Annotated in this window: 16 protein-coding genes, 1 tRNA gene and 1 pseudogene; 9 read left to right on the top strand and 9 right to left on the bottom strand. The window is 43.7% G+C overall.

From position 1 onward, the window contains the following. Positions 1–75 precede the first annotated feature (75 nt). Entirely contained in the window at positions 76–633 is a 558-nt protein-coding gene (yjgA, locus tag ACX5J7_RS00330) for a ribosome biogenesis factor YjgA (protein ID WP_012516790.1), read from the bottom strand. Between the two features lie 72 nt (positions 634–705). On the opposite strand from yjgA, the gene pmbA reads away from it, so the two are divergent. Further along, positions 706–2037 (top strand): metalloprotease PmbA, encoded by a 1332-nt coding sequence (pmbA, locus tag ACX5J7_RS00325; protein ID WP_474116571.1) that lies wholly within the window; start codon positions 706–708, stop codon positions 2035–2037. Between the two features lie 79 nt (positions 2038–2116). On the opposite strand, the gene ACX5J7_RS00320 is transcribed toward pmbA, so the two are convergent. Then, positions 2117–2971: an AraC family transcriptional regulator gene (locus ACX5J7_RS00320; protein WP_474116570.1), complete on the bottom strand. Its 855-nt coding sequence runs from the start codon at positions 2969–2971 to the stop codon at positions 2117–2119. 104 nt (positions 2972–3075) lie between these two features. Here ACX5J7_RS00320 and ACX5J7_RS00315 point away from each other — a divergent pair, with 104 nt between their 5' ends. Further along, entirely contained in the window at positions 3076–6201 is a 3126-nt protein-coding gene (locus ACX5J7_RS00315) for a beta-galactosidase (protein WP_498705692.1), read from the top strand. Between the two features lie 184 nt (positions 6202–6385). Here the strand turns inward: ACX5J7_RS00315 and arcA are convergent, their stop codons facing one another. From arcA to ACX5J7_RS00285, 6 genes and pseudogenes are all read right to left on the bottom strand, one after another. Continuing rightward, on the bottom strand, positions 6386–7093 hold the full coding sequence (arcA, locus tag ACX5J7_RS00310; protein WP_012516794.1) for a two-component system response regulator ArcA: 708 nt from the start codon (positions 7091–7093) through the stop codon (positions 6386–6388). A 154-nt stretch (positions 7094–7247) separates the two neighbouring features. Further along, positions 7248–8895, bottom strand: a pseudogene (locus tag ACX5J7_RS00305) (ATP-binding protein). Positions 8896–9003: 108 nt separating this feature from the next. Beyond that, entirely contained in the window at positions 9004–10428 is a 1425-nt protein-coding gene (gene glgA / locus ACX5J7_RS00300; RefSeq protein ID WP_012516796.1) for a glycogen synthase GlgA, read from the bottom strand. A gap of 171 nt (positions 10429–10599) precedes the next feature. Next, positions 10600–11682, bottom strand: coding sequence for a methyltransferase (locus ACX5J7_RS00295; RefSeq protein WP_020742685.1), 1083 nt, complete (start codon positions 11680–11682; stop codon positions 10600–10602). Continuing rightward, positions 11682–12401, bottom strand: a complete 720-nt coding sequence (gene trmB / locus ACX5J7_RS00290) for a tRNA (guanosine(46)-N7)-methyltransferase TrmB (protein WP_015065998.1) — start codon at positions 12399–12401, stop codon at positions 11682–11684. The genes ACX5J7_RS00295 and trmB overlap by 1 nt, the downstream gene beginning before the upstream one ends. A 91-nt stretch (positions 12402–12492) precedes the next feature. Continuing rightward, the gene (locus tag ACX5J7_RS00285) at positions 12493–13197 is read right to left on the bottom strand and encodes an alpha/beta fold hydrolase (protein ID WP_015065999.1); all 705 of its coding nucleotides are present in this window, start codon (positions 13195–13197) and stop codon (positions 12493–12495) included. A 135-nt stretch (positions 13198–13332) separates the two neighbouring features. Here ACX5J7_RS00285 and mutY point away from each other — a divergent pair, with 135 nt between their 5' ends. The 7 genes from mutY (at position 13333) to ACX5J7_RS00250 (ending at position 18974) form a co-directional block, all read left to right on the top strand. Next, entirely contained in the window at positions 13333–14400 is a 1068-nt protein-coding gene (mutY, locus tag ACX5J7_RS00280; protein ID WP_498705687.1) for an A/G-specific adenine glycosylase, read from the top strand. A 53-nt stretch (positions 14401–14453) separates the two neighbouring features. Next, positions 14454–14726, top strand: a complete 273-nt coding sequence (locus ACX5J7_RS00275; protein WP_012516801.1) for an oxidative damage protection protein — start codon at positions 14454–14456, stop codon at positions 14724–14726. A 151-nt stretch (positions 14727–14877) separates the two neighbouring features. Continuing rightward, a tRNA-Phe gene (locus tag ACX5J7_RS00270) sits at positions 14878–14953 on the top strand. Between the two features lie 153 nt (positions 14954–15106). Next, positions 15107–16963 (top strand): DEAD/DEAH box helicase, encoded by a 1857-nt coding sequence (locus tag ACX5J7_RS00265; protein WP_498705685.1) that lies wholly within the window; start codon positions 15107–15109, stop codon positions 16961–16963. Beyond that, positions 16960–17394: a hypothetical protein gene (locus tag ACX5J7_RS00260; protein ID WP_498705684.1), complete on the top strand. Its 435-nt coding sequence runs from the start codon at positions 16960–16962 to the stop codon at positions 17392–17394. The genes ACX5J7_RS00265 and ACX5J7_RS00260 overlap by 4 nt, the downstream gene beginning before the upstream one ends. Positions 17395–17482: 88 nt before the next feature. Continuing rightward, positions 17483–18070 (top strand): KwaA family protein, encoded by a 588-nt coding sequence (locus ACX5J7_RS00255; RefSeq protein WP_126872543.1) that lies wholly within the window; start codon positions 17483–17485, stop codon positions 18068–18070. Further along, positions 18060–18974 (top strand): DUF4868 domain-containing protein, encoded by a 915-nt coding sequence (locus ACX5J7_RS00250; protein ID WP_126872542.1) that lies wholly within the window; start codon positions 18060–18062, stop codon positions 18972–18974. Before ACX5J7_RS00255 ends, ACX5J7_RS00250 begins: the two co-directional genes overlap by 11 nt. Before the next feature lie 232 nt (positions 18975–19206). On the opposite strand, the gene ACX5J7_RS00245 is transcribed toward ACX5J7_RS00250, so the two are convergent. Beyond that, complete coding sequence (locus tag ACX5J7_RS00245) at positions 19207–20304, bottom strand: DUF429 domain-containing protein (protein WP_498705682.1); 1098 nt, start codon at positions 20302–20304, stop codon at positions 19207–19209. Positions 20305–20411: the final 107 nt, after the last annotated feature.

The following is a 20411-nucleotide window of genomic DNA, read 5'->3' as shown; positions in this document are numbered from 1 at the left end:
TCGCGATCTATATTCAAAAATAAAAAGGTTGGGCAATTGCACCAACCTTTTTTGTATCTGGGCTCAGACGCTTAATCACTCTTCGTGAATAACGTCTTTCAAATACTGAAACAACTCTCTGAACGCTTTAGGCGGCGCATTCTTTTCACGCTCTTTTTTAATTTGGCGGTGAAATTGGCGTAGCTTTTGTCTATCTAGCTCAGGATATTGTTCGATGAGCTTCTGTATTGCCGGGTCGCCTTGCTCGATTACCGCTTCGCGGGCTTTTTCTAACGCATGGAAAGCCGCGTTAGCAGCCTGATGCTGGTGCGTTAACTTCGCTAGCGCTTCTTCTATGTCAGTCGTATCGCGATTACGCAGTGCCTTACCAATAAACTGAAGCTGGCGGCGGTAACCGTCTTTCTTCTTATTTACCTTACGGGCAATAGCAACTGCATCGGCCAGCTCTTCATCCATAGGGATAGTGGCAATGTTTGCATCAGTTAAGTTAACCAAGGTTTCACCTAGCTTGTGAAGCTCTTTCGCTTGGCGTTTTAGCTCAGTTTTACTGACAAACTCTTCCTCTTCGAACTCATCTGCTTGCGCATCTTCGAAGTAAGGATCTTCAGGAGAATTGTATTTCTGATCACTCATTTCAAACTCATTAGTGTTACACTTTAGCTAAATTGTAACTATCACAGTCGAATTAAGACAGCGAAACTTACTATGCAAATTGAGCAGCAGTTAGCCGACATTCAAAATGTCGTAGATGATGTACTAAAATTAGCCGTTTCAAAAGGCGCTACGCAAGCCGAAGCCAGCATGTCAAAAGTGCAAGGCATTGCCGTATCTTCACGTATGCAAGAAGTTGAAAACGTTGAGTTTACCAACGACGGTGGCCTAGGTATTAGCGTATATGTAGGCAAGCGAAAAGGCAGTGCTTCTACTGCTGATCTAAGCAAAGCAGCATTAACATTAGCGGTAGAAAAAGCCGTAGATATTGCACGCTATACCAGTGAAGATCCGTGCACAGGTTTGGCCGATGCCGACCTTATTGCAACAGAATTCCCAGATTTAGAGCTGTATCACCCTGAAGAGCTAGATACGGAAAAAGCCATTAAAACTACCATTGAGGCTGAAAAAGCAGCAATGGATTACGACTCTCGCATTACCAATTCAGATGGCGCGTCGTATAATGCAAATTTAGGTATGCGCGTTTATGGCAATACCCATGGTATAAACGCAGGTTACCCTAGCAGCCGCTATTCTTTAAGCTGTATGGTCATTGGCGCACAAGATGACGACATGCAGCGCGATTATGCCTACACCGTAAGCCGCAAGTCTTCACTGCTTCAATCGGCAGCCTCGGTAGGTATCGATGCCGCAAAAGCCACGGTAGACCGCTTAGGCGCCCGTAAAATTAACACAGCAAATGTACCTGTGCTTTTACATCGGGATATCGCATCTAGTTTGTTTGGTCATTATGTAGGTGCCATTAGTGGGGGTAGCTTGTACCGTCGTTCAAGCTTCTTACTCGATAGCTTGGGTAAACAGGTATTTCCCGAATGGTTGAATATTGAAGAGCGCCCGCTTATTAAAGGCGGCTTAGCTAGTTCAAGCTTCGATAACGAAGGCGTGGCGTGTGCTGACATGACGATTGTCGACGCAGGGCAGTTGGCTACATACCTTTACACCACTTATTCGTCGCGCAAACTTAATACCCGCTCCAATGGTCATGCCGGTGGTATTCACAACTGGCTAGTAGGTGATACGGGGCATAGCGACGCTGACCTTCTTAAAGAAATGGGCACAGGGCTATTTGTGACCGAGCTTATGGGGCAGGGCGTTAATGGTGTGACCGGTGACTACTCACGCGGCGCGGCAGGGTATTGGGTTGAAAATGGTATCATTCAGTACCCCGTACATGAGGTAACCATTGCCGGTAACCTTAAAGACATGTTTAAAGGCATTGTCGCGATTGGTGCTGAAAAGGATGTACGCGGCAGCGTACAGACGGGCTCAGTGCTAATTGACCAAATGAAAATAGCGGGTAGTTAGAACTAGCTCGTTTTTCTAAATACAGGTTTTATCTATAACGCAAAGAAGGTTGTAGATAAAACCGCTGAAATATAAGCTATCACGTGTTGTTACAACGAAACGCAGAAGGCGACAGCCCTGTCGACTTTTTAAAGCTTTTTGAAAACGTAAATACGTTGGCATAACCCACGTAATTGGCAATATATGAAACGGGCCACTGCGTACTTAGCAATAAACTTTTGGCGCGTAACATTCGCAAATGAATAACGTGCTGTTTCGGGCTCCGTCCAAAGGCTTGTAAACAAAGTCTGTGAAGGTGGGGCGCGGAATAGTGCGCCTTTTCGCTTAAGCTTTTCATATCCCAATCAAACTGCAGTTGCTTGTCTACAGCAGAAAATAAGCTATTAAGCCTGTTGATTTGACGTCTTTCTTTTTCGTCATTGGGGTGTGTGTGCCCTATATACACATCAATAATTCGACAAAGGTAGCTTGAAACTATCGTTGTTGCGGCCCGCCGGTTTTCACTATCGCGCTCTAAATATAAGAGCTCCATAGCGTGGTGCAGGCCCTCTAATGCCGCATTATCTACTACAACTGCGCAATCTTTCTCGAATGCTTTCCAGCGCTCCGTGTCGGCTAGGTTTACCCAAATGATGTCCCACTTTGCGCTAACAATACTCACTTCAAAGCTTTGATTGGCCGGCAAGACGATAAGCTGCCCTTCGTGCAAAGCGAACTCGCCCGATGGCGTTCGAAATTTGCCCTCCCCATTTATACTGTAAAACAAGGTGTGATTGGGCGGGGAAATACGTCCTACGGTATAATTACCTGATAAGTTAGAGCATCCAGCAAGCTCTATTTCTATATCGCTGATCTCTGGCGCATTACTGCTATCAATAAACCGTTCAAAGCAGCGCGGGCCAATATCTACTATGTCTCTAAAGGGAAGTTGCATAAACGTTAAATGATAGCTTTGGATAAATAGATGAAAGATTAGAGCATAAAGTAAAAGGGAAAACTTCGCTATATTCCAACTATTGATAATAGAAAGGATACGAAATGAAAACCGTTGCGCAGATAGTGGCTCAAAACGATTGGCAAAACCCCGTGGTATTTCAGAGAAACCGAGTAGGCGGCCACAGCCCACATCACGGTTATAAAACGTTAGAAGATGCCCTACATAACGCCAATGCGCAAAAGTACCTTTTAAATGGAGAATGGGACTTTTGTTTGTTCGACGCGCCTGAACAGGTGCCCGAAAATCTACTGGCCGCTACATTAAGTGCCGAAGAGCAGGCAAAATGGCAACCCATTGTTGTGCCCTCAAACTGGCAACTAAAGGGCTACGATAAACCTATTTACTGCAACGTTAAGTATCCTTTCCCGGTAAACCCACCGATAGTACCCAGTGAAAACCCTACCGGATGCTACCGAACCACGTTTAGCGTAACCAGCGCGCAGTTATCTCAACGCAACCACATTGTATTTGAGGGGGTGAACAGCGCCTTCCACTTATGGTGTAACGGTGAGTATGTTGGCTATTCGCAAGATAGTCGTTTACCGGCAGAATTCGACATATCCAATTTGTTGGTCGAGGGCGAGAACCGCTTAGCGGCCATGGTCATCAGGTGGTCTGACGGCAGCTACTTAGAAGATCAAGACATGTGGTGGCTAAGTGGTATTTTCCGTGATGTAAGTTTAATTACAAAGCCACGTCAGCACATTCAAGATGTGTTTGTTACGCCCACGCTAGATGCTTGTTATCGCGACGCTACTGTGTCTGTTCGAACGTCAATTAAAGCGCAGTTACGCTGCAAAGTAGGTATTCAGCTTTTCGATGGTGATACGGCTGTTACCGAACAAATCGTTACGGGCACCAACAATAAGCGTGTCGACGAGAAAGGCGGGTGGGACGATGTCGTCTTTCAAACCCTAGAAGTTAAAGAGCCAAAACACTGGACAGCAGAAACCCCTTACCTTTATCGCATTGTTGTATCGCTGATTGATGATAGCGGTAATGTGATAGACCGTGAAGCCTACAACGTGGGTTTCCGAAATGTTGAAATGAAAAATGGGCAGCTTCTTGTTAACGGCAAGGCTGTGCTTATTCGCGGTGTAAATCGTCATGAACACCATCAAGCAAAAGGCCATGCCATCAACGAAGATGACATGCTTGAAGACATTAAGCTTTTAAAACAGAACAACTTCAATGCGGTGCGCACTGCGCATTATCCTAATCACCCTCGCTGGTATGAACTTTGTGATGAATACGGGCTTTATGTGGTTGATGAAGCCAATATCGAAACCCACGGTATGTTTCCAATGGGGCGGCTGTCCCGCGACCCGCTATGGGCTGGCGCTTACATGGCGCGTTTTACCCAAATGGTAGAACGCGATAAAAACCACCCCAGTATTATCATCTGGTCGTTAGGCAATGAATGTGGTCATGGCCCTACGCATGATGCCATGTATGGCTGGGCAAAATCTTTCGACCCGTCTCGGCCTGTTCAATATGAAGGTGGCGGTGCCGACACTACGGCTAGCGATATCATAGCGCCTATGTATGCACGTGTAGATACTGACGTAGAAGACGACGCTGTGCCTAAATGGGCAATAAAAAAATGGCTGTCGCTACCTGGTGAAAACCGGCCCGTTATTTTATGCGAATACGCCCATGCTATGGGGAATAGTTTGGGGAGTTTTGATGAGTATTGGAAAGCCTTCAAAGACTATCCACGTCTTCAAGGCGGCTTTATTTGGGACTGGGTTGACCAAGGGCTGACGAAACACACTGATAGCGGCGACGCATTCTGGGCTTACGGCGGTGACTTTGGCGATACCGACAACGACAGACAGTTTTGTATCAACGGGCTGTTATTCCCTGACAGAACCCCACACCCGCATTTATTTGAAGCGAAATATTGTCAGCAACACCTAAGCTTTTCGTTAACGGAAGAGACTGACAAGTGGCAGCTTAGTGTAAAGAGTGACTACCTGTTTAGACATACCGATAATGAGCTGCTTCGCTGGCAGGTGTTAGAGAATGGTAAACCCATCATAGAAGGGGAGTGCCCCATTTATGTTGCACCACAGCAAGCCCAAACCGTTAGTATCGCGCCCGAAATCAATTTTAAAGCCGGCGCACTCTATCACCTAAATATCGACGTTGTATTTGCTAACGACTGTGCATGGGCGAAGGCAGGCCATGTTATCGATACCGCGCAGCTTGCGCTAGCTAACAAACACGGGCTAATTCCTTTTGTCTCAACCGCTAACGTCGCAAATGAAAATGCTGAGTCTGGAGTGACGGTCAAGGCAGAAAACACCACCTTGTTAGTCAGTGTGAAAAATAACGTATTTAGTTTTAATAGCGAAAGTGGGCTTTTAACCTCGTGGCTACATGAAGATAGCGAGACGCTCAGCGCACCGCTAGAAGATAACTTTTTTAGAGCCCCGCTTGATAACGATATTGGTGTAAGTGAAGTTGATAACCCCGACCCAAATGCATGGGAGTCGCGCTGGCGCCGTGCTGGTATTGGAAAGTGGGACCGCATCTGCACCAGTGTAGACGTAGAGCAGGGTACCTTTGATGTGCGCATAACGTCGTTATTTGAGTATCATTATAACGACAAGCTCATTGCCGCAACCAAGTGGGTTTACACCATTAACCACCAGGCAGCGTTAACCGTAGAGGTAGAAGTGTTATTGGATGATAGTTTACCGCCCATGCCTCGAATTGGTTTGCAAGCCGCGGTACCGGCGCCCCGTAGCAACGAGCAAGAGCGAATGCGCGTTACATGGCAAGGGCTAGGGCCTTTTGAAAATTACCCAGACAGGAAAGCGGCAGCGCGTTTTGGTGAGCACTCGTTGTCGATAGCCGATTTGCAAACACACTATATATTTCCTACTGACAACGGTTTGCGTAGTGACTGTAAACAATTAGATATTAGTGGGCTAAGAGTGAACGGGCAGTTTTGCTTTAGTGTAAGCGAGTACGGCCAAGCGCAGCTAGATACTGCAAAGCATACTAGCGATCTCATGCCGCAAGACTGTGTGTTTGTGTATATTGACCATGCACATATGGGCGTGGGCGGCGACGACTCGTGGAGCCCTAGCACGCATAAAGCCTTCTTGATAGAAGAGAAGTGTTACCGTTATTCGGTGACATTCTGTGCGAAGGTATGATGCACGTTTAGGAAGCGTAATGAGCCTGTTGAGCGGTATTACTCAACAGGTAATGAAGTTGAGCTCAATTTAGCCATTGACGAAATGCATACCCACAAAAAAGCCGCTACATTGTTGTAGCGGCTTTTTTAATTATTCTTGAACCGGCTCTCAAAGAGGGCTAGCGACTTTTAATATGTGATGGTTAACCATCAACCTGACCGCAGAAGCGGTAGCCTTCACCGTGAATGGTTACGATCAACTCTTCATCTGTCGGGTCTGACTCGAAGTGTTTACGAATACGGCGAATGGTTACGTCTACCGTACGGTCGTTAGGACGAAGCTCACGACCTGTCATTTCCATGATGAGCTGTTCACGAGTAAGGATTTTACCTGGATTGCTAAGGAACAGGTGTAGTGCGCGGAATTCACTACGCGGTAAGCGGAACTCTTTACCGTTAGGTGAAATCAAAGAACGGCTGTCACCATCAAGCGTCCAACCGTTAAAGTTTACACGGCTTGGTAAATCGTCGTCTTCTGAAGAGTTGGTTGTGCGAGACAGTAAGTTGCGCGCGCGAATAGTTAATTCACGTGGGTTGAACGGCTTTGTCAGGTAATCGTCTGCGCCGATTTCAAGACCTAAGATACGGTCAACATCGTTATCTCTGCCCGTTAGGAAGATAAGGCCAACATTTTTACGGTCGCGAACTTCACGCGCTAGAATCAAGCCGTTCTTTCCAGGTAGGTTAATATCCATGATAACCAAATTGATAGCGTGATTCTCGAAGAAATCATGCATTTGATCGCCGTTTTCGGCTTCAAATACATTATACCCTTCCGCTTCAAACAAACTCTTAAGCGTGGTACGGGTTACCACTTCATCTTCAACAATTAACACATTTGGCGTCTGCATGGTGTTCTACACTCTTTCTAAAATACGATTTAAGCAACTAACTGGTTAAAGTTTAATATTCATGCACTTGATTGCAAGCAACTTGTGAATATTCTTACTGTTTAGGTATTGGGGTTAGCCAATAAAAATCAAGAAAAGTTCATACTTTATACAACTATTCTGAGGTTTTCGCATTAACAACGGGGAATATTATTACAAATTCCACGCCATCACCTTCTTCGCCGGTAATTGATATTGAACCGTTGAGGGCTTGCGTTACCAAGTTGTATACCAAGTGCATCCCCAATCCCGAACCACCTTGCCCACGCTTTGTTGTCACGAAGGGGTCGAATATTCGCTTGCGAATTTCAGGGGGAATGCCTTTACCATTATCGGTATAAACAAGCTTGAGCTTATTGTTACTCACCAACTCGACACGAATATCAATCGTGCCTTTTTCCATAGATTCAAACCCATGAATAACTGAATTCATAATCAGGTTAATCAAGATTTGGTTTATTGGGCCAGCCTTCGTTTCAACGCTAAGGGTAGGGTCGCAATTTACGTTGATGTTGTGTTTTAATTTTTTTGAGTCGAGGCTGCAATGACAGTAGTATCTCATTAACTAGCTGTACAACGCAAAAACTTCGGCTAGTTTCTGACGTTTGATCGACTGCAACTTGCTTAAAACTGCTAATAAGCTCGGCAGCTCTGTTCAAATTGCGATAAATGATGTTTAAGTTTTCATTACTCTCATCTAAAAAACGCTTCATTGCGCTCGCTTTTAGCGTTTTATTTTCAAAATCTTTTTGAATAACGGCTAATCTGTCTAACATCATGGTCGACGCAGTGACGCCTAAACCGATGGGGGTGTTTACCTCATGAGCGACCCCCGCCACCATATCACCAAGTGACGCCATTTTTTCATTTTGTACAATTTGGCGCTGGAACTGGTGAAGCTTTTCTAGCGTTTGGATTAACTCTTGATTAGCGTCCTTTAAGGCAGTGGTACGATGGCTAACCATATCTTCAAGGCTAGCATTAAGCTTGCGATGCTGTTCTTCGGCTTCCCGTTGCTTTTGCATATACTCCTGCATGCGATACAGCATGACATTAACGGCGTCAGCAAGAATATCTAGTTCTTTGATTGTCGAGCCGCTGGCTCGCGCGGAATAATCTCGTTGCCGAGAAGTACGCTGTAAGAAATTCGCTATATTTTCCACAGGCCCGGTAACAATGCGCTGCATTCGCACCGCCGAATAAAAACTAATGGCCAATAGCGCGAGTGCTACCGCCAAATTAAGCCAAATAGACTTTCCAACAAGCTGATTAAAGTTGTCAGACGATACCCTTAAATAAACCCAGCCTAATGAGATGTTGGTTTCTGTGTCGAACACCTTGGTGCTTAGCTCTAGGTACTTACCGTTATCTGCCAGTTGAGGCGCCATAAAAAGTGCTGACAACTGGTTTTCTTTGCCACCCAGTAATAACTGGCCTTCTTTATTATATGAAGCAAAAATTTGAGGCGCTAACGACTTGTTTTGCGCCTTATAAACATGAGCGTTTAGCACGTGTTCGGCCGTAGTAAGGTTGCTTAAGGCTGCTTCAATACGTTCCGGTGTCTCGTCGTAAAGGTATGTCGCTGCGCTTCTGGCGACAAGTTTCGCAAGCATGAGCGCATTAGATTCAAGTTCGTGACGGTAGGTTTTAATTTGTGTGTAAACGGCAAGGCTAGACAGCACCGCAAGGGAGAAAGTGGTAATTGACATTACCACCCAAAGAAAAAGGCTTTTTATCGAAAGCTTGACGGCTTTATCTGTCATATCCGTTTTGGCGTTAGGTCCATCCGCGTCGTCCATACATCAATAGTGGCGCAAAATTGTGCAAAAAGAAAGAAGCCCATAAACAATAATTAATATAGGCTGAGACCGCTAGTGCTGTGTTGATGCATAGAGTTGCTGATAGTCTTTTGCGGCGGCTTCCCAAGTAAACCGTGTGCGCATTCCCCGTTGCTGCATTTCTCTGAATTTCCCTGCATCTTCATAAAATGCCAGCAAAGCACGGCGAATGCAGGATAGCAGGGCATGTGGTGTAGGGTCGTCAAACACAAAGCCGGTGCCATTGTCGCTGTTACTGTAGTCAATAACCGTGTCTTTTAGGCCACCCACAGAACGAACGATAGGTATTGTACCGTACGCTAAGCTGTACATTTGATTGAGCCCACAAGGTTCAAATTGAGAAGGCATAAGGAAGAAGTCTGCACCCGCTTCAACTAAATGTGCATGCTCTGAACTAAAGCCGTTAATAAATGCAAATTGGTCGGGGTGTTGCTGTGCAAATTCCCCAAGATCCATACACACTTTTGGGTCGCCCGTCCCCACAATGACCATTTGAATATTGTGTTTAATTAAATCATCCAATATAGGTAGGATATAGGCAAAGCCCTTTTGTTCTGTCAGGCGGCAAACCATACCTAATAGCGGTACTGCCGCTTTTGGCGGTAAACCACACTTTTCCTGCAATACCCGTTTACACGATGTCTTAGGGTGGAGGTTATCGACACTGTAGTTCTCAGGTAAGAATGTGTCAGTCTCTGGGTTCCACTGGGTGTAATCACACCCGTTAAGAATACCGCTTAAATCAGCTTGGCGATTAACTAGGCGCTCGTGAAGGCCGTGGCTGCCTAAGTCGGTGAGTAACTCTCTGGCATAGTTAGGGCTAACGGTGGTCACCTTACTGGCAAATTCAATACCGCTTTGCAGCATGTTGATATAGCCACCGTGTACTTGCGCTAAAATATGAGGGTGGTGGCGAAGGAAAGGGATAGTTTCCAGCTTATGAACCCCTTGGAATGCGGCATTGTGAATGGTGAAGACGGTTTTAGTCTCTTTAAAGAAACCAGATTGTTCATAGGTGAGCAAAAATGGCAGCATCGCGGTGTGCCAGTCGTGACAGTGAATCACATCTGCTCGTGTATCAATGGCTTTTAACGTTTGAAGTACAGCGCCGCTGAAGAAACTAAAGCGTTCACCATTGTCTTCATACCCCTCAAAGGCATTGGCATAAAGCCCCTCGCGCATAAAATGAACAGGCGAGTCGATAAAATAAACAGGGATGCCGTGCCATAGCATATGGCGGATATCAAAGTGGTAAACTTGGCCTTCGGTAAATAAGGTTTGCTGTTCAGTTACCGTAGGTAAGTTGAGCTGGTCAGCAAGTACTTGATAATAGGGCATGACAATAGTGACGTCGTCACCAAGCGCGTTAAGCGCTAGTGGGAGCGCCTTTCCAACATCTGCCAGACCGCCGGTTTTTACCAATTCTTCAACTTCTGAAATAGCAAATACAATGTTCACAGGTGATCTCCAGAGCGAAAAGTGCTTCATGCTTTTTATGCGTATAAGCCGAGCACTTGTCATACAACTAAATAAGTACGGAAAAAGCGCTAAAGGCCATTGTGTGGTAAATGCAACGGCCGTAAGCGGCAGGTAGAAAACTAACCTAGCACAAGCTTAATGCTTTTTTAATTACAAAGTCGCTTGGTAAACGGAAAATTGAGACGTTTGTGCTGTGGTGTATACCGTTTGAAAATGCTCAGATAATAAGCCAGGGTAAGGCAAAAAGCGGTTGGCGACCATTTGCATGGTACCCCCACGGGTTAAACGCGCTTTCGCATCTGAAATGAAACGTTTAGTCACCGTGTAGTCAGTTTTAATACCCGTGTGAAATGGAGGGTTGGTAACGATGTGCTGTACTTTGTTAGTCATGCCGTGCAGCCCATCGGCAGCATACAAGGTCGCTGCCAGCTGGTTTTCCGCCAAAGTCAGTGCGCTACAGTAAATAGCAAGGGCGCTGACATCGGTCAAATGCAGCTTCAAGTGTGGGTATTTAAGCATGATATAGCTCGCTATAACCCCGGCACCGCAGGCAAAGTCGAGTACGTCGCCGCTGAGCGACGTAGAGAGCTTTTCTAATAAAAGCTCCGTACCTGCATCTAGTTCCTTATAACTGAATACACCCGGCATAGAAGCCACTTTCCAAGACGTACCTTCAACGGCATACGTATTGGTATCAATCCATGCTTCGGCTTCAAAGGCAAGATGAGGCTCTTCAACAATAACGGTAATCAGGCTGCAATGGCGCGCAGAATCTACTTTTTGCGTTGCGCCATATTGCTGCATTAATTTGGCGGCGCTTTTAATGCCGCCTTTGTTTTCACCAACAACGTGAATACGGCCATTTTGACCAACCATGCTGGCGGCCATTCTTAACAGCATCTGAAAATGGGTTTTTGCTTTAGGTAAAGAAATCATCACATCAGTGTGTGACTTTTCTAGCGCCACAAATGGCGTAAATATATGGGTGTGGTTGCCTACCTTTTGGGAAACCTCGAAACCTTTACTGGTAATATCTCTACTATCGAAGGACGCTGAAGGTATTACCCTTACACACTCAGCAAAAATATCAAAGTACTGGTGAATTACCGTAACTTCATGAGATTTTAAGCTGTCTAGAAAATAGGCATCAGACGGGTTGATAAATGCCCATTGTCCTTCGTCGAATAGCGCAATATTACGCTCTAGTAATTGGCTTTGAGGGGATAGAATCATTATTTAGTACGCTCGTAAATCAAATCCCATACGCCATGGCCAAGTTTTTGACCACGAGTTTCAAACTTGGTGATAGGGCGGTAGTCTGGGCGAGGTACATAGTCACCATCGGTCGCTGTATTGGTGTAGCCTTCAGCATTATTCATTACCTCGGCCATATGCTCAGCATATTGTTCCCAGTCTGTGGCCATGTGGAAACAACCGCCTACAGCGAGTTTCGTGCGTACTAATTCAACGAATTCAGGCTGTACAATACGGCGCTTATGATGGCGCTTTTTGTGCCATGGATCGGGGAAAAATAACTGCAGGCGAGACAGAGAGCCGTCAGGGATCATATTTTTAAGTACTTCAACCGCGTCATGCTCCATCACACGTAAGTTCTCAACGCCTTGTTCGCTTGCATCAGCTAAGCACGCACCAACGCCCGGTCTATGTACTTCAATGCCAATAAAGTCTTTTTCTGGGGCGTTCGCGGCCATTTCAACCAACGATTTACCCATGCCAAAGCCAATTTCAACCACTACAGGTGCGCTGCGACCAAACACATCTGGCAAGGACAGAGTAGACTCTGAATAGTCGATGCCTTTTGTTGGCCAATAGTCTGCCAACGCTTTCTCTTGTGCTTTGGTAAGTCTACCTTCGCGTTTCACGAAGCTTTTCACTTTGCTTACGTATACTCCAGCGGCTTCTGCTTCCGCCTGACTTTTGAATTGCCTCATTTGCAATGCCTTTCTAACCCAATTTTCTGGTGGCGCATTATCCACTTACCCGCAGGTTATGCAACGCTATCGTGGTAAAAATGCTGTATTTTTATACGCCAATTTGTTTTGCAATAATAGACGCTACCGCATCGGTTTGCTCTAACACCATCATATGACCGGCATTTTCTATGACTTGAAAGTTTGCCTTGGGCAGTTGCGCTTTAAGTCGCGCTATTGCTGCGGCAGGTGCGATAGCGTCCTGTTGAGCAGCAATAAGTGTTGTCGGCGCGTTGATCTTAGCCAGCGCTTTAACGGTACTTTCTCGGGGCGTAGTCGCAAGGGTGTGATTAAGTAAGGTCGTTTTACCTAGATCTTGGGCCATCGATTTTACAACACCAGCAACCTTGTCATCGTTAAGGCGTGAAGGGTGAATAAAACGGGATAAATAGGCATCGTTATCGGGTTTGAAATTCCCTTGCTTAAGCATGGAAGTAAGCTGTTTTCGCTTGGCGATTTCCTCTTTTGACAAGCCTTCAGGGTTATAGCCAATCAGGGTTACCGATGCGATATTATGTGGGTTGCGCTGTGCCACCAGCGAGGCAATAAACCCGCCCATGGAGTAGCCCACTAGATGCACTTTTTCGTTATCTAGAATACGGTCTTCGCTTAATGCCAGCATCTCTTCTTGTGACGACGCCCATTGAAGGGGCACGTAGCGGCGTTGCGCTATATTTAACTGTCGCCATAGCGGTAAAAAAATACGTTCATCGCAAAGTGTACCGGGAAAAAACAAAACAGGGTGCTGCACAGACACGTGTGCTCCTTAACAATAAAATTGGCTAGTTACATGCTACCATAGCGCGCTTTTTTATGAACGGTTGTACGCACAAAACAAATGTACGTCGTTACACAACGGGCAGACGATATCCACTACCAAACATAGACGATTATGACAGAACAACAATACACAGGCAGCTTTGCAGAACGAGTGCTTGCATGGTTTGACAAACACGGGCGAAAGCATCTGCCTTGGCAGCAAGAGGTCACGCCGTACAAGGTATGGGTGTCGGAAATTATGCTCCAGCAAACCCAGGTCACCACGGTAATTCCCTACTTTGAACGCTTTATGGCGTCATTCCCCACCGTACATGACTTAGCGAAAGCATCCCAAGACGATGTGCTTCACCATTGGACAGGCCTTGGCTACTACGCACGAGCAAGAAACTTGCACAAAGCGGCGAATAGGTTGGTGGATGAATACAACGGTGAGTTCCCCTTTAGCCTAGAAGAAGTCATGGACTTACCAGGGATAGGGCGCTCAACCGCAGGGGCCATATTGTCGCTATCTCGCAATATGCGCTTTGCTATTTTAGATGGCAATGTGAAGCGTGTGCTGGCGCGTTACTATGCGATAAGCGGGTGGCCGGGGCAGAAAAAAGTGGAAAACCAACTTTGGGAGGTGGCCGAGAAAAACACGCCTACCAACCCAGAAGGTGGACGTTGCGCCAACTACACCCAGGTGATGATGGATTTGGGCGCGATAATCTGTACGCGAAGCAAGCCCAAGTGTGATGAGTGCCCGCTTCAAGCCGACTGCATTGCCTACGCTCAAGGCGCACAAACCGACTACCCGGGTAAAAAACCTAAAAAGGCATTGCCAGAGAAAGCGACCTTTATGATGGTAGCGCAGTTTAATAGCCAAGTGTACTTAGAACAGCGCCCATCAACGGGGCTATGGGGCGGTTTATACGGGTTTATCGAAGTGTCTTCAATAGAAGAAGGTATTGAGCAGTTTAAAAAACGAGGCGTAAATGTTGAAGAAACCAAAACGCTTGAAACGTTTCGCCATACCTTCAGTCACTTTCATTTAGATATCACCCCGGTAGTGGCCGTGGTAAACTCTCCACCAACAAAACGCGTAGCCGATACGGCATTTCGTTGGTTTTCGTTGGGTGAGCCTATTGAAGTGGGTTTAGCAGCGCCGACTACCAAAATTATTAAGCAGTTAATAGGCTAAGCTATTCGTAGCTGCCTATATGAACAGCTAAGCAGATAGTGAAAGGAAAGAACATGGCAAGAACCGTATTTTGTCGTAAGCTTCAAAAAGAAGCCGATGGCTTAGATTTTCAACTGTACCCGGGCGAGCTGGGTAAGCGTATTTTTGACAATATCTCAAAAGAAGCATGGGGCGAGTGGCAAAAGAAACAAACCATGTTAATCAACGAGCACAAACTAAATATGATGGAACCGAATGCCCGTGCATTTTTGGAAGAAAAAATGTCGGCGTACTTGTTCGACGACGTTGAGCCTACAATTGAAGGCTATGTTCCGCCTGAAAAATAAGCAAAAAAGCGCTTTTTGAGCAAACAATGTGCAAACAGTAATAAAAGCGCAAAAAAAGCGAGAAAAACGGTTGACTTGTGAAGGCGAAAACCGTTTAATACGCACCCACAGCAGGACAGGCAGCAAACGCCTAGAACGCTAACAAGTTTCAGCCTCGATAGCTCAGTTGGTAGAGCAGCGGATTGAAAATCCGCGTGTCCCTGGTTCGATCCCGGGTCGAGGCACCACTTCTATAAAAACCCTGATCAGAGATGGTCGGGGTTTTTTTGTAGTTCTACCATTTAAATTTTTACACTAGAACCTTACAAGTTTAAATTTTTTCTTTTTTGGAGTAGTTTAATCCAATTAGGATTATGCATTTTTTAGTCAAAAGGGAATTTATGTCGTATTTCAAAGAAACCGCAGCCAATATCGTCGGAAATAAGAAGCTTAGAGCACCACAGTTACAAGCTTATCTTCGTATTCAGGAGTTTTTCTCTACCCCAGAAAACAAAGAAGCATTAGTCGTTTTACCCACAGGAACAGGTAAGACTGGATTAATATCGATTGCTCCGTTTGGGGTGAGTGAGGGACGCGTTTTAATTATTACTCCAGGTCTGGTCACCAAACAGAGCATTCAAAAAGCACAAGAGATTCTAGAAGACAATTTCTGGGTTAACTTTGACATAATTTTTGACCCAATCGACCTACCATCGTTAAGTGAATACAGTTCTTCAATATCGATGGAACACTTAGAAACTAGCAATATTATTTATTCTAACATTCATCGACTTACAGGTGATAATCCTAATGCTCTAATCAATCGTGTGGACCCCGACTTTTTTGATTTGATTATCGTTGACGAGGCACATCATGCACCGGCTAATAGTTGGAAGACGACTTTGGAGTATTTTAATAAAGCGAAAGTTTTACATTTAACTGGAACCCCATTTCGCGGGGATAACCAAGAGGTGCCCGGCGTCAAAATTCACGAGACTTATTTATCTGAAGTAATGAGAGATAAATATGTTAAATGGTTGCGAAAAGAGTCTGTCAATGCGACCGAATTGTATTTTTCCATGCCTGATGCACCGGGTCGTAAATTTACTAAAGATGAAATACTGGCGTTTAAGGAAAAGGAATGGATAGAGAAGAGCGTTGCGTTGTCAAAGGATTGTTCCTTAGAAGTTATTAAGCATAGCGCTGAAAAGCTAGCTGAACTAAGAACATCTTCTCCAAATGTACCGCATAAAATACTAGCAGTGGGTTGCAGTATATCTCATGCAAACGATCTTTTGGATTGGTATCGAGAGGAAGGTTTGATCGGCGTTATCGTTCATAGCCAAATGTCAAAAGAGGATATAAGTCTATCCTTTTCAGTGATTGACAACAATGATTGTGATGTTGTTATTTCAGTCAACATGCTAATGGAAGGATATGATCATCATTATCTTTCAATTTTGGCCTTATTTAGGCCATATAGAAGTTTAAACGCTTTTGCCCAAGTGGTTGGGAGAATATTGAGAGCAATACCAGATGATTTAACTACAGCATTTGAAGTAGACAATAATGGTTTGGTTATTTATCACAAAGAAACTGGCTTAGACGAGATGTGGCAGTCTTTTCAAAGAGAGACCGATCGAGCAAGACATCAACGGACGCGAGAGTATGCAATTTCTGACAGAGAATACGTAGAGCGAGACTCAACATTATCAGATGTGTTTTCAGGTGAATCATTTATTAGTGGAAACGAATCATACCTTGACGATATTGACTTTAATGAAATTTTCAAAAATAAACGAGCTGAAATTCAAAGGCTGGTCGACGAAAAATTGGAGTCAATTAAGGGAAGCTCAAGCATTAATGAGGAAGACTTAGAGTTAATTAAGTCTACACTTATAAAAAATGAAACAAGCAAAGCAGCAAGGGAAATCGATCCGAACCTCATTGAAAAACGTCCAGATTTAGCAAGAAAGAAACTTAGAGAGTTATTAACCAAAAATGCTCAAGATTCCGTGGCAGATTTATTAAGTGATTTGAGGTTAGACGAGAAATCAGCAGAATTGGCTCCATCGTTTATGGGTGTACTTCCTTACTTAAAGGCAACTGATCCCAATGACGGTGTGTTAGTTAGATATATTAACTCTAAACTGCAAAAGCGATTTGGTTCCGTCAACCAACGAGATAATAAAGGTCTATCTCAGTCAATAGATGCTATACCTGAAATTATTGAAGAACTCAGGAAGATGATACAATGATAAAGAGTAACAAAAGAATTCAAGGTTTGTTAAATAAAATCTCAGATCTTCACTTAACTTTTGGCGTCCAACCAAATGAATTAGTAGAAGCTGCATTCAATGAGAATTACGGTTCATTTGAAATACGAAAAAATGCTACGTGCCTATTCCTGCTGATGACATTTTATGAATACGACGGGAACGATAAGTCAATTATTAAAATGCGTTACAGTTATAGCTTGGATAAGAGGTTGATAAGAGTAGAGCAGAAGGTCGATAATTCACAATATAAAAAGCAATGGGACAGAATAGAATGCATGGACAATTTCATTAAAGAGTTAGCGTCTGAGCTATCAGCATTGAACGAAAGATCAGCAGTTGAAGGAATTTTAAATAGGTTGCCGAATGATTTGTTAGGTCGAGTAATGCCAATGTTAACTATTGTAGCATAGCGTTTTTTTAGGGACTCTAATTATGTTATTTGGCGAGACTAAATATTTGGTAGATCAAACTCGGAGCGCATAAGGATGTGCTACTAGCATGCAATTTAGAATATTATCTGCATTTATCATTTTTCTGGGTTCATACCTCCCACTTGCGCTAATCCTCGCTGTACAGGATATAGACATATCTTGGTGGCAACAGGATATTTGTGGATTCGATAGCATTGCAAACTGTGTCTTTGATCCATTTTCAAATCCACATTTAGCTTCTAGTTTCTTAATTATAACTCTACTCGCGGTATATTTATCGGACAAGTCTCTAATTAAAATTGATTATCCATTTACTGCAACCGTTACAAAGTCAAAGAGCATTCCGAATGACATAATTAACTATGTATTTCCTTATGTAGTGTCATTTATGGGGATTAGTTATGATGAACCAGAGAAATTGCTAGGCTTCGCAGTTTTCTTGATTTGGATGTTTGCAATTACCTATAAATCAGGGCAAATAATAATGAATCCATTATTATTAATGTTTGGGTGGAAACTGCATGAGGCTTCGATAAAAATTGATGACCATGACCGCGATGTGAGGATACTTGTGAAAGGACCGCTAAAGCCAGGTACATATAAAGTTCAGAGTGTACAAGACTTTTATATTGCAAGGAGCAACGATGAGTGCTGATTTTGATAGTCTAACTAATTTTGATTTTTCTAACTCTACAGTGCAACTTTGGGTATTTAAAGATAGCACTACAGATAAGCGATTTAGGGCATTTTACGTACAAATGGACGATAACTTAAATCAGCAGCTTAAAAATATCGTTCAAGCTAATGTTTCGCGTATAACTGAATTCGATACATATTCTTATATATCCCAGACTAATGAAAATAGCTGCTTAACAATCAACAAGAGCGATACAGATTTTCCTACCCTTCAAACTCTCGTGGATCAGGTTGCCGCCGAACATAGGGTAACGGATAAAAAAGACCTAGTCGGAGCAAAGGGATATGTAGTTAAATTTACTTTCGACGGCGAGACCGTATATGCTGTTAAACGATCTACGTCAACATGGAAGACGGCTTACTCAAATAAATTTGTAAACATGGTGTTTAAGAATGGAGAGTTGTCAGGTATTCAAGACCGAAGCTTTTCTATTGAGAAATCTTTTGATTTTTATGTAATTAATGAGACTACCTTTATTTCAAATAAAAGAGGGTTTGAGTCTGCGATGGGACATAGCGAGTCATTTAAACAAGCATTTTCGACTCTGCAAGCGTCACCCCAATTCAGTAGCTTGTTTTCAGATATGGGCCCAATAATAGAGTATGTTGGCACCAACTCTATGCAACTAAGACGGATGGCACTAGTTGAACAAAAAAATATCTATTCCAGGCCCAATTTCATATCTAATTTGAAATCTGTTAACTCAGCCAGAAATTGGGGGTTGAATTTTGAGAGCGATTCAAATCGGATAGTGCCTTGCGAAGCAACAGTTAAAACTATTATACAAGTACTATTAGATCACAGATTACTAAGCGAAATTACTGCAAATACGTACGATGTTCCGGATGCAAAGCAGGTGTGAATTTGATCGTGACTATATGACAATCTCTTTCCTTAAATTCTCAATTTCATGCCTAGAATACTTCAAATACCACGAAGCTATACCTCCGACCTATTAAAATACTTCTTCTTGAAATAGCTTAGTATTTTCCTTTGGATAGTGAGCTAATATACCGTATATCGTCTGGTGAAATATTGCCATTTAATAAATCTCTGCATATTTATATTAAAATATTTCGTCAGCTATTAACTAATCATAAACCCATTAACTTCTTAAATATTTTATCACTTCTATACTTTAGTCTAGTGTTTTTTATTTTGAGACGGTTGTATAGAAAATACAATTTTAACAGCTCATGAAACGGCACTTGAACTCGTTTTTTTCTTGCCTCAGGCTCGACCTCTGTGAGCCCAGTGCAGCGATGCGCTGCATGCGCATCCCATCCTAACGGCCATCGTTTAAATTCATGTTGATAACAGGCAGGACAAGAACGCTTATAACCTTCATTGGAAACAGGCTGCTTTTTCTTTTTTGTGGGTTTAGGCTTTGTCGGTGGCCCTGCCTTTGTACTGCTTAACGGCTTAACTTTAGGTATCCAGATAGCATCGCCTTTCTCTCGGTCGCCAAAACAGATGCATTCCTGTTCAGGCAAGCTTGCTACCCATGCAGCACTGTATGCGTCCACTTTATCGTGCATGGTGCCAAGGCACATATTGCTTGCTTGAGGCCAATCATCGTTAGTTTTAGGCCAACCAGTATGATGGGAAATAGCAAACAGTTGTAGTTCAGCCTGATTTCCTTTGCTTTTGTGGGTGTCAGCGACACCTAGTTTTTTAGCTGTCGCGTGTGGATATACCTCTATGCATTCGGCGATTTTACTCAGTCGCTTATTCAAAGCGAAACCTAACAGCATAAAAATTTGGTGGGCATGTGGAAGGTTTTGTATTGGTTTATCTGATTGTAGGTGAGCAATACCTTTCGCCTTGATGGCTTCGAAATCGGCTGTAGAAGGTGTGGTGTAACAGCTGATGCCTGCTTTATCGAGTGCCTGTTCCGCAAATCTTCGACTAAGGCTATCATTTCTAGGCCGGAGCGGAGAGTCGATACCTATTCGGATCGGATTTAAGTGAAATGATTCACACACCGTTTCAATGTAATTCGCGACATCATTTGCAAATGCCGAATTTACCTCGTCATGCAATGTTAATGCATTGCCTAATCCTCTAGGTGGTTTTATTGGGTAATGGCCTAATGGCAGAGGTACTAAACGTCCATTCTCTTGACTGCACATCACTATTGGCAGGTATTTACCTTTCGCACAAGCGACATCAATGCCGATAAATACATCCATGTTTACCTCTCCATTTCTCAAAAAAATTTACGGCTTCAGGTTAAACAATACTACATAAGTAGAATTAATACCTAATCAAGACATTGATTAGGTTAATATTTAATTCT

It is taken from the genome of Alteromonas infernus (genome assembly GCF_902705815.1).
The sequence above is the reverse complement of the archived record's forward strand: the minus strand, read 5'-3'. Positions and strand labels throughout refer to the sequence as shown.

Excerpts from the sequence above, each read along its gene's own strand:
- mutY (WP_498705687.1), top strand. The coding sequence starts at position 13,333 with ATGACAGAACAACAATACACAGGCAGCTTTGCAGAACGAGTGCTTGCA.
- ACX5J7_RS00315 (WP_498705692.1), top strand. The coding sequence starts at position 3,076 with ATGAAAACCGTTGCGCAGATAGTGGCTCAAAACGATTGGCAAAACCCC.
- ACX5J7_RS00265 (WP_498705685.1), top strand. The coding sequence starts at position 15,107 with ATGTCGTATTTCAAAGAAACCGCAGCCAATATCGTCGGAAATAAGAAG.
- ACX5J7_RS00295 (WP_020742685.1), bottom strand. The coding sequence starts at position 11,682 with ATGATTCTATCCCCTCAAAGCCAATTACTAGAGCGTAATATTGCGCTA.
- ACX5J7_RS00255 (WP_126872543.1), top strand. The coding sequence starts at position 17,483 with ATGCAATTTAGAATATTATCTGCATTTATCATTTTTCTGGGTTCATAC.
- ACX5J7_RS00250 (WP_126872542.1), top strand. The coding sequence starts at position 18,060 with ATGAGTGCTGATTTTGATAGTCTAACTAATTTTGATTTTTCTAACTCT.
- ACX5J7_RS00275 (WP_012516801.1), top strand. The coding sequence starts at position 14,454 with ATGGCAAGAACCGTATTTTGTCGTAAGCTTCAAAAAGAAGCCGATGGC.
- ACX5J7_RS00320 (WP_474116570.1), bottom strand. The coding sequence starts at position 2,971 with ATGCAACTTCCCTTTAGAGACATAGTAGATATTGGCCCGCGCTGCTTT.
- trmB (WP_015065998.1), bottom strand. The coding sequence starts at position 12,401 with ATGAGGCAATTCAAAAGTCAGGCGGAAGCAGAAGCCGCTGGAGTATAC.
- ACX5J7_RS00260 (WP_498705684.1), top strand. The coding sequence starts at position 16,960 with ATGATAAAGAGTAACAAAAGAATTCAAGGTTTGTTAAATAAAATCTCA.
- arcA (WP_012516794.1), bottom strand. The coding sequence starts at position 7,093 with ATGCAGACGCCAAATGTGTTAATTGTTGAAGATGAAGTGGTAACCCGT.
- pmbA (WP_474116571.1), top strand. The coding sequence starts at position 706 with ATGCAAATTGAGCAGCAGTTAGCCGACATTCAAAATGTCGTAGATGAT.
- yjgA (WP_012516790.1), bottom strand. The coding sequence starts at position 633 with ATGAGTGATCAGAAATACAATTCTCCTGAAGATCCTTACTTCGAAGAT.
- ACX5J7_RS00245 (WP_498705682.1), bottom strand. The coding sequence starts at position 20,304 with ATGGATGTATTTATCGGCATTGATGTCGCTTGTGCGAAAGGTAAATAC.